Annotated in this window: 15 protein-coding genes; 6 read left to right on the top strand and 9 right to left on the bottom strand. The window is 72.9% G+C overall.

Annotated features, from left to right (window positions below; genetic code table 11):
• Window positions 1-141 precede the first annotated feature (141 nt).
• From IEZ10_RS10790 to IEZ10_RS10775, 4 genes are all read right to left on the bottom strand, one after another.
• The gene (locus IEZ10_RS10790; protein WP_189246349.1) at window positions 142-789 is read right to left on the bottom strand and encodes a response regulator transcription factor; all 648 of its coding nucleotides are present in this window, start codon (window positions 787-789) and stop codon (window positions 142-144) included.
• Window positions 780-2,582 carry a sensor histidine kinase gene (locus IEZ10_RS10785; RefSeq protein ID WP_189246348.1) on the bottom strand — a complete coding sequence of 601 codons (1,803 nt, stop codon included), beginning with the start codon at window positions 2,580-2,582 and terminating at the stop codon, window positions 780-782. The genes IEZ10_RS10790 and IEZ10_RS10785 overlap by 10 nt, the downstream gene beginning before the upstream one ends.
• 312 nt (window positions 2,583-2,894) lie before the next feature.
• Entirely contained in the window at window positions 2,895-3,332 is a 438-nt protein-coding gene (locus IEZ10_RS10780) for a DoxX family protein (RefSeq protein ID WP_229811137.1), read from the bottom strand.
• A 332-nt stretch (window positions 3,333-3,664) separates the two neighbouring features.
• A complete protein-coding gene (locus tag IEZ10_RS10775; RefSeq protein WP_189246347.1) occupies window positions 3,665-4,288 on the bottom strand; it encodes a maleylpyruvate isomerase family mycothiol-dependent enzyme in 624 nt (207 codons plus the stop codon).
• 117 nt (window positions 4,289-4,405) lie between these two features.
• Between IEZ10_RS10775 and IEZ10_RS10770 the strand changes: the two genes are divergently transcribed.
• The 4 genes from IEZ10_RS10770 (at window position 4,406) to IEZ10_RS10755 (ending at window position 7,623) form a co-directional block, all read left to right on the top strand.
• A complete protein-coding gene (locus IEZ10_RS10770; RefSeq protein WP_189246346.1) occupies window positions 4,406-5,401 on the top strand; it encodes a sigma-70 family RNA polymerase sigma factor in 996 nt (331 codons plus the stop codon).
• Between the two features lie 207 nt (window positions 5,402-5,608).
• Window positions 5,609-5,965, top strand: coding sequence for a VOC family protein (locus IEZ10_RS10765; protein WP_189246345.1), 357 nt, complete (start codon window positions 5,609-5,611; stop codon window positions 5,963-5,965).
• 99 nt (window positions 5,966-6,064) lie between these two features.
• Window positions 6,065-6,913, top strand: a complete 849-nt coding sequence (locus IEZ10_RS39870) for a MerR family transcriptional regulator (RefSeq protein WP_189246344.1) — start codon at window positions 6,065-6,067, stop codon at window positions 6,911-6,913.
• Window positions 6,910-7,623, top strand: a complete 714-nt coding sequence (locus IEZ10_RS10755; protein WP_229811136.1) for a GyrI-like domain-containing protein — start codon at window positions 6,910-6,912, stop codon at window positions 7,621-7,623. The genes IEZ10_RS39870 and IEZ10_RS10755 overlap by 4 nt, the downstream gene beginning before the upstream one ends.
• 94 nt (window positions 7,624-7,717) lie before the next feature.
• Here IEZ10_RS10755 and IEZ10_RS10750 read toward each other — a convergent pair whose 3' ends face one another.
• From IEZ10_RS10750 to IEZ10_RS10740, 3 genes are all read right to left on the bottom strand, one after another.
• A complete protein-coding gene (locus IEZ10_RS10750) occupies window positions 7,718-8,857 on the bottom strand; it encodes an FUSC family protein (RefSeq protein ID WP_189246343.1) in 1,140 nt (379 codons plus the stop codon).
• Between the two features lie 178 nt (window positions 8,858-9,035).
• Entirely contained in the window at window positions 9,036-9,383 is a 348-nt protein-coding gene (locus IEZ10_RS10745) for a VOC family protein (RefSeq protein WP_189246342.1), read from the bottom strand.
• 136 nt (window positions 9,384-9,519) lie between these two features.
• Entirely contained in the window at window positions 9,520-10,083 is a 564-nt protein-coding gene (locus tag IEZ10_RS10740) for a hypothetical protein (RefSeq protein ID WP_189246341.1), read from the bottom strand.
• A gap of 146 nt (window positions 10,084-10,229) precedes the next feature.
• Here IEZ10_RS10740 and IEZ10_RS10735 point away from each other — a divergent pair, with 146 nt between their 5' ends.
• Entirely contained in the window at window positions 10,230-10,868 is a 639-nt protein-coding gene (locus tag IEZ10_RS10735) for an AAA family ATPase (protein WP_229811135.1), read from the top strand.
• A 165-nt stretch (window positions 10,869-11,033) separates the two neighbouring features.
• Here IEZ10_RS10735 and IEZ10_RS10730 read toward each other — a convergent pair whose 3' ends face one another.
• On the bottom strand, window positions 11,034-11,912 hold the full coding sequence (locus tag IEZ10_RS10730; RefSeq protein ID WP_189246339.1) for a glycerophosphodiester phosphodiesterase: 879 nt from the start codon (window positions 11,910-11,912) through the stop codon (window positions 11,034-11,036).
• Between the two features lie 371 nt (window positions 11,913-12,283).
• Here IEZ10_RS10730 and IEZ10_RS10725 point away from each other — a divergent pair, with 371 nt between their 5' ends.
• On the top strand, window positions 12,284-13,540 hold the full coding sequence (locus tag IEZ10_RS10725; RefSeq protein ID WP_189246338.1) for a cellulose-binding domain-containing protein: 1,257 nt from the start codon (window positions 12,284-12,286) through the stop codon (window positions 13,538-13,540).
• Window positions 13,541-13,632: 92 nt separating this feature from the next.
• Here IEZ10_RS10725 and IEZ10_RS10720 read toward each other — a convergent pair whose 3' ends face one another.
• Window positions 13,633-14,493, bottom strand: coding sequence for a sugar phosphate isomerase/epimerase family protein (locus IEZ10_RS10720; protein WP_189246337.1), 861 nt, complete (start codon window positions 14,491-14,493; stop codon window positions 13,633-13,635).
• Window positions 14,494-14,510 lie beyond the last annotated feature (17 nt).

Genomic DNA, 14,510 nt, shown 5'->3' with positions numbered 1-14,510 from the left:
GAGGCCGCGCGGACCCGTTCCTCACGCGTTCAGGTACCGCGAGGCCGTACGGGCTGCCCCCTCACCCGTTCAGGTACCGCGAGGCCGCGCGGACCCGCCCCTCACGCATTCATGCACCGCGAGGCCGCGCGGCCCGGCCCCTCACGCATTCAGGTACCGCAGTACCGCCAGCACCCGCCGGTGGTCGTGCGCGCTGGCCTCCAGGTCGAGCTTGGCGAAGATGCTCGTGCAGTGCTTCTCCACGGTGCGCTCGGCGATGGCCAGCCGCTCGGCGATCGCCATGTTCGTGCGGCCCTCGGCCATCAGCCGCAGTACGGCGCGCTCCCGCTCGGTGAGCCGGCCCAGCGGGTCGCCGGGCTGCCGGTGGCGGCCGACGAGCTGCTCGACGACGACCGGGTCCAGCGCGGACCCGCCCGACCCCACCCGGCGGATGGCCGCGGCGAACTCCGCCAGGTCCGACACCCGGTCCTTCAGCAGGTAACCCACACCCTCGGTGCGGCCGCCGAGCAGCTCGACCGCGTAGCTCACCCGGACGTACTGCGACAGCACCAGCACCCCCACCTCCGGATGCCGTTCCCGCAGGGTGACCGCGGCGCGCAGCCCCTCGTCGGTGTGCGTGGGCGGCAGCCGGATGTCGAGCACGGCCACCTCGGGCGGGTCCTGCCCCACGTGGGCGAGCAGTTCGTCGGCGTTGTCGACGCACGCCGCCACCGCGAACCCCGACTCGGCCAGCAGCCGGGCCAGGCCCTCGCGGAACAGCGTGGAGTCCTCGCAGATCGTTACGCGCACGGCAGGACCACCCTCAGCACGGTTCCCTCCCCCGATGGGCTGTCGATCGTGAGCCTGCCGCCGTTGGCCTCGGCGCGGTCGGCGAGCCCGGCGAGCCCGGAGCCTCGCGCGGGGTCGGCGCCGCCCGCGCCGTCGTCGCCCACCTCGACCAGGAGGTGGCCGTCGTGGCGGGCGAGCCGTACCCACGCCTTCGACGCGGCGGCGTGCCTGGTCACGTTGGCCAGGGCCTCGTTGACGATGTAGTAGGCCGCGGTCTCCACGGACTGCGGCAGCGGCCCGGTCGGCGCCAGGTCGCAGGTGACGGTGACGGGTGAGACCGCGGCCAGCTCCTTGACCGCGCCCGCCAGACCGCGCTCGGTCAGCACCGGCGGGTGGATGCCGTGGCTGACCGCGCGCAGGTCGTCCAGCGCGGCGAGCACCGCCGCCTTGGCCTCGCCGATCAGCGGTACGGCCCGCCCGGGGCCGGCGCCCGCGGCCTCGGCCAGCCCGAGGGTCATCGCCACCGACAGCAGCCGCTGCTGCACGCCGTCGTGCAGGTCGCGTTCGATCCTGCGGCGCTCGGCCTCGCCCCACTGCAGCATCCGCCGCCGCGAGGCCGCGAGCTGCCGCAGCCGGGCCCGCAGGTCCGCGGTGAGCCGCTCGTTCTCCAGGGCGAGCGCCGCGGCGGCGCACGCGGCCTCGACCAGCAGGGGCTGCTCCAGGAGGGCGGCGTCGTGCACGAGTACGGCGAGCGGCGCCTCGCCCTGGTCGACGCGGGTGACGGCCCGGCCCGGCCCCGGGTCCAGGTCGACCGGGCGGCCGTCGGCGTCGACGTAGCGGTCCTGCTCGGCCGTCCAGTAGCCCACGGTCAGCCCCGGGTCCCGCAGGGTGACGGCCAGCTCGTCGCGCAGCGTGTCCGGCCGTTCGCGCCTGCTCAGGTGGACCACGAGTTCGGCCACGCGGCCGTGGTCCATCCGGCTTCGCATCAGCCCGGCCAGGTACGCCAGCGGGACCGCCACGAAGGCCGCCAGCATGACGAGCGCCGCGGGGAGCTGCAGCGGGTTGGGTGGGAAGAAGTCGGCCACGCGGTCCCCGGCGAAGGCGACCGTGGCGACGATCGACGCGCCGGTGACCGGCGCGATCGCCCGGCGCTGCGCCACGCTGGCCCGCCGCCAGCGTTTGACCGTGAGAACGAGCAGCGCGCCGGAGATGAGGACCGCCGCCTGCCAGGAGGAGGCGTCGAGCGTGACGGCGATGTGCCGGAGCGGCGCGGGCAGCGGAAGGCAGACGAGGGCCTGGGCCGCGGACAGCACGAGGGCGGTGGCGTACGCCAGGCCGGTCACCACCCGATGCGGAAGGGAGCCCAGCCTGCCGGTGGGAAAGGCGAGGAACAGATGGCAGGCGACCCCCGCCCACACGCCGCACAGCGCCAGCGCCCACAGCGGGTCCTCGGGCAGGAACAGCATCTGCTGGGGGATCCAGGCGACCCCGAGCAGGACCATGAGCGGGCCGACCTGGTTGCGCGGATGCTCCCGGGCGATCACGACCCCGATCATTAGGAAGGAGAGGCCGGCCAGCGCGCCGAGCGCCCATATCAGGCCGTTCCGCCAGATGACCTCCTGGCCGGCCCCCAGGACGGTGACGACCAGCAGCCACGCCCCTCCGGCCGCGACGGCGAGTGAGGCGGTGGTGCCCGTGGAACGTGACGCGCTGGTGCGTGAAGAACGCGGTGACGCGGTGGTGCCCCTGGAACGTGACGCGCTGGTGCGTGGAGAACGCGGTGACGCGGTGGTGCCCGTGGAATGCGTGGCCATCGCCCACCCCCGATGGGATTGTACGGACGAACCACCCGGAGCGCGGCTGATCACGGGATGACGGCGAGGAATCCCACCGTCTCCCCTGTGCCCGCGATCGACGACGAGGGCGACGGGAACATGATCGGTCATCCGTACGGGCGGACCGGTGTACGGCCGGACCCGCGTACGGGCGGACCGGCGCGCGGGCGGACCGGCGGCTCCCCGTCGGCCGCGGTCCGCCCCGAAGCGGGTGCGAGGGACCGCGCGGTGGCCCGCCGCGATCGTCACACCCTCTCGTGCGCGAGGGACCGTGCGGTGGTCCGCCGGTCGTCACGCCCTCTCGTGTGCGAGGGTCCGCGAGGGCGTCAGCAGCGTGGACAGCGCCCAGCGGCCGGGCCCGAAGACGGCGATGAGCAGGAAACCCCAGCAGAAGAGGGCGGCCTTCTCGCCGCCGTTCTGGATCGGGAACAGCGCGTGGGCCTGGTGGACGGTGAAGTAGGCGAACGCCATGGTGCCCGAGCAGACGACGGCGGCGGTACGGGCGCCCAGTCCGAGGACGACGAGGACGCCGCCGATCAGTTCGATGACGGCGGCCCACCACGAGGGCCACTGCCCGACGCTGGGCGCCTGGCCTTCCGGCCCTCCCAGGACGTCGAAGAGGGTCGCCGCGCCGTGGCAGGCGAACAGCAGTCCCATCACGAACCGATACAGGGCCAGGAACAGCCCCTGGTTCTTGACCACCATGTCCACGGTGATGCCCTTTCTCAACGTGGGACGGAGACGTCGTGTCGAATCCGGGGCCGGTGTCCGGCGCGGTGTGGTCGGAAGCGTTTCGCGTGGTGATGACATGCCGGGTCTGACCCCCAGATGTGAAGCCGAGAGGATATGGGAGCGCTCCCATGAGACTTTTGAAGTTCGGGCACCGTATGTCAACGCCGCGCCGCCCGGTGGACGGTCCACGGGCGCTCGGCACACGCGTCACGTGGGCGGATACCCAGGAGCGGGACCCCGTGATCGTGAAACTTTCAACTACTGCCTGAAAGTATCGACACGCATCCGGGAAAGCGCCCGGGGACCCGCCCGGTTCACGACCCCCGGGGCTACCGGGAGAACCGTGCCGCGGGCTCGCCGGTGAGCCGGCCCGGCGGCAGGCGCCGGCCGCAGACGACGAGCAGCAGGTCCTGTGCCAGGCCCCGGAGCGGCGTCCCCGTGCCGTGGCCCCAGTCGATATCGGTCGCCTGCAGCCTGACCCCCGTCAGATCGGTTCCGAAGAACGCGATGTTCTTCGGCCGCATCCCGGCCAGCACCATGGCGACCCGCTCCGGCGGCACCCGGCGGTCGAGTCCCAGGCCCACCGTGATGTCGAGCCCATGGATGACGTCGTGCGACAGCGCTCCCCCGACGCCCCCGCCCGGCGGCGTCCACGGGTGCGCGACGTTGTCCCGCAGCGAGGCGAGCAGCCTCTCGGGCGGCAGTTCCGCGGCGTCGCGGCGCGCGCACCGGTCGGCCATGCGGTTGACGTCTCCGCGTGCCTTCACCAGCTCCAGCAGCGTCCTGCCGAGCGAGGCGCGGAAGGGCATGGTCGTGTGGGCGACGACCTCGCGCACCCGCCACCCCTCGCACAACGTGGGCGCGTCCCACTGCTCCGGGCTCAGGGCGGCGAGCAGTTCCGCCTGCTCACCGCGCTCCGCCACCACCGCTTTCCGAAGGTCGTCCTCGGTCATCGCGATCTCCTTTATGTGCGTCCGTACCGTGGTCTCGACAGGTGTACGGGCGCGGCGCCGGCAACTCATCGGTCCCGTCCCCCGGGATGTGTCGGTGGCGGTGCGTATGGTCGAGGGATGATCACGACGCCGACCGGCGAGGAGTTCCGGCTGGAGCCGTTCCGGACCGAGCTGACCGGTCACTGCTACCGGATGCTCGGCTCCGGCTTCGACGCCGAGGACGCGGTGCAGGAGACGCTGCTGCGCGCCTGGCGGTCGTTCGACCGCTACGACGAGCGGCGGGCGTCGCTGCGCACCTGGCTCTACAGCATCGCCACCAACGTCTGCCTCGACATGCTGCGCAGCGCACAGCGCCGCGCGCTGGCGATGGACCTCGGCCCTGCGGCGGAGGCCGGTTCGGGCATCGGCCGGCCCGCGCCGGAGAGCGCCTGGGTCCAGCCCGTTCCGGACGCCCTCGTGCTGCCGCCGGACGGCGACCCGGAGGATCTGGCCGTACTGCGCGAGACGATCCGCCTGGCGTTCGTCGCCGCGCTGCAGCACCTGCCGCCCCGGCAGCGGGCGGTGCTGATCCTGCGTGACGTGCTGCGGTGGAAGGCGGAGGAGGTCGCGACCCTCCTGGAGACCACCGTCGCGTCGGTGACCAGCGCGCTGCAGCGGGCGAGGGCGACGCTCCGGGCGGTCGGCACCGGGCCCGGCGAACCGTTCCGGCCTTCCGACCCCGCCCAGCGCGAGCTGCTCGCCCGCTACTGCGCCGCGTTCGAACGGCACGACGTCACCGCGCTCGTCTCCCTGTTGCACGAGGACGCGACGATGTCCATGCCCCCCTTCGTCTGGTGGCTGCGCGGCCGGGACCAGATCAGGCGGGTGCTGCTGGCCCCGGACGCGTCCTGCGAGGGGGCACGCCTCGTTCCGGTCGAGGCGAACGGCTCGCCGGCGTTCTGGCAGACCAGGCCGGGCCCCGACGGCGCCCATGTCCCGTTCGGGCTGGTCGTCCTCGACGTGTCCGGGGGGCTGGTCGTCGGCAGCACCACCTACCTGGACGCCGACCGGCTGCTCCCGCTCTTCAGCGAATCGGTCGCTTCCCCCCTGGTCGCGGCGAACGCCCCCGGCTGACACGCGCCCCCGGCCGCCGACGCTCCCGGTCGCTTCGCCCCGGCCGCCGCGAAGGTTCCCGGCCTCCGCGGTGGCCCTTCCGCCACGAGCGTTCCGCCCCACCGATGAGTTCCGCGCCGCCGCGAGCGTTCCCGCCCCACCGATGAGTTTCGCGCCGCCGCGCCGTACCACCGTGGACAGCGACGTGAAGCGAACGAAGGAGCGGACATGACGACCGTCCAGCCCATCATCGTCACCCCCGACCTGCCCCGGCTGCAGTTCTTCTACGAGCGGTTGCTCGGCGCGGTGGAGACGGAACGCTTCCCGGACGACGGCCCCGTCTTCTTCGTGGGCCTGAGGCTGGGCGACTCCGAGCTCGGCCTGGTCAGCGAGAAAGTCGATCTGTCCACGCCGCAGCGGTTCGCGCTGGGCGTGCGGGTCGACGACGTCAACAGCCTGCTGGAGCGGGTCGAGGCGGCCGGCGGACGCGTGCTCGGCCCCGCGAACGACATGCCGTGGGGAGAACGGGTCGCCCACGTTCACGACCCCGATGGCAACATGGTCAACCTGACCCAGCCCCTTTGAGGAGGGCTCGGGTCGGAAGGCCGTCCGGGACGGCCTCGGGCCGATCGGCCTTCCGGCCCGGTTGGACTCTCCCACCGTGGGAGCCTCCATGCTGAAGACGTGAACGAGGGATACCTGCCGATCGGGCGGTTCGCCCGGCTCTGCCGGCTCAGCGTCAAGCAACTGCGCCACTACGACGAGCTGGGACTGCTGGCCCCCGCCCACGTCGATCCGGACAGCGGCTACCGCTACTACCGGCCCGACCAGGCACGCGCCGCCCTGCTGATCGGCCTGCTGCGCTCCCTCGACGTGCCCCTGCCGTCGATCGGGCGGGTGCTGTCCGACGGGACGGACGCGCTCGGCGGTGTGCGCGACCGCATGGAGGCCGACCTGGCGCGCCGCGAACGCAACTTCGCCGCGCTGGAACGCATCCTCTCCCACGGCCTGCCCCGCTCGGAGGTGACCGTCGTCCGCGAGCCCGCCCGGCGGGTGGCCACCGTACGGGACACCGCGTCGCAGGAGCGGATCGGCGCCGTCACGTCGGCGAACGTGGCCCGGCTGATGGCGGCCGTGAACGCCCTGGGCGCCGGGGGCGGGCCGGAAGGGACCGCGGGTTCCACGGGTGCCACGGGTGCCACGGGTGCCACGGGTGGGCCGACGGGGACGCCGATCGGGTTGTTCCCGCTCGACCTCACCCGGGAGATCGCTGTGACCATCGCGGTGGAGACGTCCGCGGACGTCCCGGGTACCACCCCGGACGTCCTGCCGGGCGGTCTGTACGCCTCGGTCACCCATGTCGGGCCGTACGACCAGATCTCCCTCACCACGCACGCGCTGTTCGCCTGGCTGGGTGAGCGCGGGCACACGCCCGACGGCCCGCTGCACGAGGTGTACGTCTCCGACCCCAGAACCACGTCACCGGACCGGCTGGTGACGCACCTGATGATCAAATTGGAGGACCCCGAATGAGCTCGGACTGGTACTCGGCCGCCGACGATCCCGAAGTGGTCGAGTTCGGCCCCGTACGCGCGCTGTCGATCACGGGACAGGGCGAACCGGGAGGGGCCGTCTACGGCACGAGCGTGGGAGCGCTGTACGCCGTCGCGGGGGCGTTGATCGGCGTCGCGGCCCGCCACGGGCGGATGTTCGAGCTGCCCTGTCTCGAAGGCCGGTGGTGGGTGGAGGACGAGCGCCCGCCGTTCGACGTGCCGCGCGAGGAGTGGTGGTGGCACCTGTTCCTGCGGCTGCCCGACGCGGCGGGCGTCGCCGGGAACGGCCCGGTGAGCGGCGGGGAGAACGACGCGATGGGCGGATCTGCGGGCGAGGCGGGGCACGGCCCGATGGGCGGAGCGGTGAACGGCCCGGTGGACGTGATGTGGGACGGCCCGGTGGGCGCGGCGTGGGACGACGCGTGGGTCGACGAGGCGCGTGAGGCCGCGCGGCATCCGGCCGCCGCCCGGGTGCAGCTCGTCACCTTCACCGAGGGCCTGTGCGTGCAGGCGCTGCACCGCGGGCCGTACGCCGAGGAGCCGAAGACCCTCGCCCGGATGGAGGCTCGCATCCACGCCGCCGGCTTCGTCCCGAACGGCCTGCACCACGAGATCTACCTGTCCGACGTGCGGGAGACCGATCCGGAGAAGATGCGGACCATCCTCCGCCAGCCGGTCCGCGCCGCCTGACGACCGGCGTCGCAGCCGGCGACCGGTCCCGTTCCGCTCTGCGGGTCTCCCCCGCCCGCCGCGGCCGGCCGAGGGGAGATCCGCGGAACGGAACCTAGCGGCGCCGCCCGCCGGTGCTCTCGTCACTCGGCTCGTCCAGCCCGCCGGTGTTCTCGTCGCTCGGCTCGTCCAGCGGGCGCAGCGCGGCCGAGGCCTCGTCGTGGTCCATCCCGGTCGCCTCCAGCAGGTCGACGGCGATGGAACGCAGCTGCGCGAGGGTGACGTTCGCCGAGAAGCCCAGGTTCGTGGGCCGCTCCCGCTCGGCGACGGCGAGCAGCGCCTGCCGGGCCAGCGTCGGCTCGCGCCCGGCCCCCAGTTCGAGTTGAAGCAGCAGCGCCGCCTCCGAGACCTCGCGCAACGAGTCGGCCAGCACGACCGGCGGCGGGCTGGTCTCCCCCAGCGCCGCGAGCGTACGGCGGGCCAGCACACGGGCGTTGCGCAGCGCCAGGTCCACCGGCATGGCGGCGGTCTCGTACCTGGTCAGCTGGGCCCGGTGATGCCGGCGCAGCGGCGAGATCATGATGATCTCCTTGCTGTTCTCCAGCGCCGCCTCGAACTCCTCGACCGCCTCCTGGGTCCTGCGCCCGCACTCCAGGGCCTCGGCGGCCATGTCCATGTCATTCTTCTCGATCGCCTCCGCGGCCTGCTCCAGCACGGTGGAGAGGGCGTCGAGCACGCCGGACAGGTGCCGGCCCGCGATGGCGAGCGGGCTGGCGGGCAGCAACGCCACCGCGACGATGCCGACGATGCCGCCGGTGAGCGCGTCGGCCATCCGGTCCAGCCCGCCGACGTCCTCGCCCGGCACCAGCATGGCGACCAGCACCGCGGACGACCCGACCTGCGACACGAACAGCTCACCGCTGCTCAGCAGCCCCGCGACGGTCATGGCCAGCGCGATCACGAGCGCCATCTGCCAGGGGCCCGAGCCGATCCAGGACCCCAGCAGGTCGCCGATGCCCACGCCCAGGCAGACGCCGACCACCAACTCGACCACCCTGCGCAGCCGCCGCCCGTGCCCCACACCCACGCAGATCATCACGGAGATGGGTGCGAAGAGCGGGTGGGCGTGGCCGAGCAGATGAACGGCGACGATCCAGGCCAGCGCGGAACCCACGGCACACTGCGCGATGGAGGGCACGATCGGGCTGAACGTGCTCAGCCGCTTCCTGACCTGATCACCGAGCCACGTTCGCACCCTTCCACCATGGCGGATCTTTATGACACTGGGGTCACATTTGCCCCTGGTTCTTTTGGTACGGGTGATTCGACGAGGGGCAGGGACCGGCTCTCCGGCACCGTCACCAGACCCGTGTCCTGGGAGACCGGGATGACTGTTCCGTGCCTGCCGCGCCGGCGTCCCGCCGCCGAACGGGCTACCGGTGTCCGAGGATGTTGACCACGCGGCCGTTCGGGTCGCGGACGAAGAAGCGGCGGACTCCCCACTCCTCGTCCTGCAGCGGATGGACGATCTCGGCGCCGCTCTCCCGCACGGCCGCGTAGGCGGCGTCCACGTCGTCCACCTCGATGCTCATGTCCGGGATGACGGGCCCGGTCTTGTCGCCGGTCATGACGCTGACCTGCGCGGTGGGGGCGGACGGGGAGGCGAAGGTCACGATCCAGCCGTGGTTCATGACCTCCTCCAGGCCCAGGAGACCGTAGAACCTCGCGCTCTCCTCCGGATCCCCGGACTGGATGTTGGGGACGATCCGGCGTACGGACATCGGTGCCTCCTGCGGCTGGGGTTGAGGAGAGGTGGGAGCTCGATTCTTGCGAGGTCGCGCGTGCCGTGGAGCCGGACGTCGATGGAATCGGTGCGCCACAGACACCGCCGGTCCGCGCGGGTCACCGCTGCGGCGGTCACGACCGGGCGGCCGGCAGACGGGCGGCTCGTCTCTCCGGGGATGGCTGCAGCTTCAGCGCGAGCCGGTACGGCCCCCGCATCCGGGGCGGGTGCTCCTGCACGTACCGCAGGGCGCGGTGGATCGACTCCTCCCCGCAGATCTCGGCCACCCGGCGGTCCATCGCGTATACCTGCCGCCGCATCATGACCGGCAGCACGACGAGGATGAGAAGCGCCAGGGCCGTCACCGCGACCGGGACGAGCGAGTCGAACAGGAAGACCAGCGGAGCGCACACGAGGCCGACCAGGGTGCCGAGGCCGACCGAGACGCGGGTCGGCACGCCTTCCTTCCGGAGGTACGCGCGGTCGGACGCCGTGATGGCCCATGCCAGGTCGATGTCCCGGGCGTACTCCGGCAGGGCGTCGAAGGTGGGACCGACGACGATCACCCGGTTCTTCCCCTGCCGGCGCAGTACGCAGTCCGCGCCCTGGGGTGGCTCGCCACGGACCACGCCCGGCGCGTGGACCCCGAACCCTTGGGACAGTTCCTCGACGCGGAGACGGATCTCGTCGATGTTCACCGGGCCATCTTCGGGGACGAAGATCACACAGCGATCGCGGCCGCCGTCGGCGGCGCCATGCCGTCCGGGAGCGCGTCCAGGCGATCCCACTGTCCCCATCAAGAATCAGCACCTTTTGTCGTCACGTCGGAATGGAAGGAGTGCACATGGAGGGGGACCGATCCGAGGTCCGGCCGTACGTCGTGGTGACCGGGGGGCCCGGGGCCGGGAAGAGCACTTTGATCGACCGGTTGCAGGAGGCCGGGTTCGCGCGGTCGTACGAGGCGGGGCGCGGCGTCATCCGGGACCAGGTGGCGATCGGCGGACGCGCGCTGCCCTGGGCCGACCGGGAGCTGTTCGCCGAGCTGATGCTCGGCTGGGAGCTGCGCTCCTACCGGATGGCCTCGGCGGCGCCGGACACGGTGGATGCGGAGAAGGCGACGGACGCGGTGGACTCGGTGGACGCGGAGGGGATGACGCGTACGGCGGAGGCGGCGCCGGTCTTCTTCGATCGCGGGCTCCCCGACATCGTGGGCTACCTGCGCCTGGAGGGGCTTCCCGTCCCGGAGCACGTCCACGCGGCGGCGCTCGGATTCCGCTACCACCGGAGCGTGTTCGTCGCCCCTCCCTGGCCGGAGATCTACCGGCGGGACGCCGAGCGCAGGCAGTCCTACGAGGAGGCCGAGCGGACCTACGAGTTCATGGTCGCGACGTACACCGAGTACGGCTACGAGCCGGTGCCGCTCCCCCGCGCGCCGGTCGAGGAGCGCGTCCGGTTCGTCATCGAGCGGCTGCGGCGAGGCTGAGGCCGTGCCGAGTGCCATGGCGGTCCGGCGAGCCGGCGGCCCCGGCCCTGCGGCCCGGCGGTTCGCCGAGCCGTCCGCCATGGATTTCCGGGCTCCGAGGCCCCCGACGGGCGCCGGGTGATGGCCGCGTCGCCGGAGGACTCCGGGAAGCGGGGCGGTGCCTCCCTACCGCGAGACGACCTGCCGCATCGCGTCCGGCCTGTTGGTGATGACGCCGTCCACACCGTAGGAGACAAGGCGGCGCGCGACCGCGGTGTCGTTCACCGTCCAGGTGAGGACGCCCATGCCGTGGGAGTGGACGCGACGGACGTAGTCGCGGGTGAGCCCGCCGTACGGCGGGTTGATCAGGTCGGCGTACTCCGCCAGCTTCGGAAGGTCCGCGATCGGCGGGGCGCCGAGCAGGCCGATCGGGACCTCCGGCATGAGCCGGTGGAACGTCCGCATCGAGTTCCCGTCGAACGACTGCACCACGAGCCGGCCGGGGCTCAGCCACGACGGGTGGTCGCGCAGCTCGTCGGCGACTCGGGCCTCGACGCCCGGGTAGAGCCGGGGTTCCTTGACCTCCAGGAGCAGACCGGGGGCCTTGTCCGCCATCGCGTCCAGCACCTCGCCGAGGGTGGGCACCGGCTCGTCCCGGTAGTCGACGGAGAACCACGAGCCCGCGTCCAGTCTGCGGATCTCGGCGAGGGTGAAGTCGCCGACCCTCCACGGTGCCCGGCCCGGGAAGACCCTCTCGACGTCGGTGGTGCGGGCCAGCGTGGTGTCGTGCATCAGGACGAGCCTGTGGTCGGCGGTCTCCTGGACGTCGAGCTCGAACATGTCGGCGCGCTGCCTGGCGGCCAGTTCGAAGGCCGCGACGGTGTTCTCGGGCGCGTAGGCGGACGCCCCGCGGTGGGCGATGTCGGCGACCGCCGGAGCCGCCGAAGCCTTCAGGGCCGCCGAGATCGTCGGCGTTGCCGGGGACGGTACGGCGGCCGCCACCGCGGCGGTCACCGTCACGGCGGCCAGCGCGATCCTGGTCACAAGGCCGGGTCGTCGGAACATGGGTCTCCTCGGGTGGTGAGGTGGCCTGGGAACCGACCTTTACAAGATCAGATGACGGGGAGTTGATGATCGTACGGCACGCGGGTGCAGGGGAGATGAGCATCGGGGAGGAGGGCGGGTGCGGTGGCCGGTGCCGCGCGGGCCGTACGGCTGGGAGCCGCGGACCGTACGGCTCAGCCGCGCGGGCCGTGCGGCTGAAAGATTCACCGGGCGGGCGGTCGGCGGGACTCATCATCCGGGAGAAACCCCTGGTCCCGGCGTCGGCCGGGGTCCGGTGACGCGCCGAGGGCGAGGCGGGCGTTGACGGGTGGGCGGGGCGGTACGAAACATCGTCGTCGTCCCGGTTCGCCGAGTCCGAAGGGTGCGATGTCATGGCGCTTCCCGCTTCGTTCGCCGTCCGGCTCCGGGCGGTCGTCGTCTCGGCGGCGCTGGTACTGGGAGGTCTCGCCGCGGCGGCGTCCGGCCCGGCGGCGGCCCTGCCGGACACCGGCTGCCGGGTGGACTACACCGTGAACCAGTGGCAGGGCGGGTTCACCGCCCAGGTGAAGGTGACCAACCTGGGGGCGGCGGTCAACGGCTGGCGACTCCGGTGGACCTTCGGCGGTGACCAGCGGGTGACGAACGCCTGGAACGCGCAGGTCGGGCAGAACGGCACGACGGTGACCGCGGCGAACGTCTCGTGGAACGCCTCCCTGCCCACCGGCGGGACCGCCGACTTCGGCCTGCAGGGCACCTGGACGGTGGCCGGCCCGGTGCCCGCCGACTTCACCCTCAACGACGCGCCCTGCAACGGCACCGGTTCCCCGAGCCCGAGCGTCACCCCGACGGCCACACCCACCGCGACAGCGACCGTCACACCCACCGCGACACCGACGGTGACACCGACCGTCACGCCCACCGCGACACCGACGGTGACGCCGACGGTGACGCCGACCGGCGGGCCGGAGTGCGCGGGGGCGGCGGTCTGCTCGGGGTTCGAGGACCAGGCGGGCGTCCCGGCCGGTGACTGGCAGGTCGTGACGCCCAACTGCTCGAGCTCCGGCACCGCCGTGATCGACACCTCGGTCGCGCACGGCGGGAGCAGGTCACTGCGGATCAACGGCGGCGGCGGGTACTGCAACCACGTCTTCGCCGGTACCACCCGGGACGTCTCCGCCGTCGGCCCCGTGGTCCACGCGCGGATGTGGGTCCGGCACACGACGGCCCTGCCTGCCGGACACGTCAGCATGATCACCATGGCGGACTCCCGGGACGGCGGCCGGGACCTGCGCGTCGGCGGCCAGAACGGGGCGCTGCAGTGGAACCGCGAGTCCGACGACGCCACGCTTCCCGAGCAGAGCCCGGCGGGGGTCGCGCTCAGCGTCCCGCTGCCGGTCGGCCGCTGGGTCTGCCTGCGGTACGAGATCGACACCACCCGGCAGTCGATCCGCACCCTGCTGGACGACCAGGAAGTCGCCGGGCTGCGCGTGGACGGGGTTCCCACGCAGGACGTCGACTCCCAGTGGCTTCACCGTACGACCGCGCCGCGTCCGACCACGCTGCGGCTGGGCTGGGAGAGCTACGGCGGCGACCAGGACACGATCTGGTACGACGACGTGGCCCTGAGCTCCTCCCCGCTCTCCTGCTGAACCATTGAGCCGGGCGCCCGCCGGACCGTCCTCCTGCCGAACCGCTGAGCCGGCCCCGCCGGACCGCTCCCCCGCCGGGGCGGCGGTCCGGTTCAGGGGCGGCCGGAGGCGGTGTCCGGGGTGGGGAGGGCGGCGCGTACGGCCTCCAGGCAGCGCTCCACCACCGGGCGCGGGTCGAACGCGTAGGTGCCGTCGCCGAAGAGCTCGAAGGTCATGTGGCCCCGGTACCCCCGGCGGTCCAGGGCGGCGAGGTAGTCGGCCAGCGGCAGTTCGCCGTCGCCCCACGCCAGGTGGCCCGCGGGCCGGCCGTCGATCAGGTGGACGTGGCGGACGCGGTCGCCGAGCGCGTCGAAGTAGTCGTCCACGCTCTCCCCGGCGACGGCCATGCCCACCGTGTCGAGCACCGCGCCGAGGTTGGCCGCTCCCACCTCGCCGATCATCCTGGCGAGCGCCCGGGAGTCGTTGAGGAGGTTCGACTCCACGCGCTGCAGGGGTTCGAGCACGCAGGTCACGCCGAGGGTGGCGGCGTAGGCGGCGATCTCGCCGATCGCGTCGGCGGAGCGGCGCCAGGCCGCCTCCACCGGCTCGTTCTCGAAGCCACGGCCCGGGGTCAGCAGGAGCAGCTCGGCTCCGAGCTCGGCGCACAGCTCGGCCGCGCGGCGGAACATGCCGATGCTGGCGGCGCGCAGCCAGGTGACGGGCGAGGCCACGTTGACCGGGTACATCACCTGCTCGGGGGTCAGGCAGCGGACCGTGAGGCCGCGCGACTCCAGGCGGCGGCGGACGGCGCGCGCCTCGGCGTCGCTCACCTGCGGCACGTGGAACTGCGGCGCGATGCCCCACAGTTCCACGTGTTCCCGGCCGAGGGCCGCGGCGTCGTCGAGGAACCGCTCGAACGGCTGGTGCTGGTAGGCGAAGTTCGAGGCGGTGATCTGGCCGAGGGAGAGGGTCATCGGTGCTCCTGTCGTGT

This window comes from Streptosporangium pseudovulgare (genome assembly GCF_014648055.1).
GTDB classification, from domain to species: domain Bacteria; phylum Actinomycetota; class Actinomycetes; order Streptosporangiales; family Streptosporangiaceae; genus Streptosporangium; species Streptosporangium pseudovulgare.
This window is presented reverse-complemented; position numbering and strand designations above follow the sequence as displayed.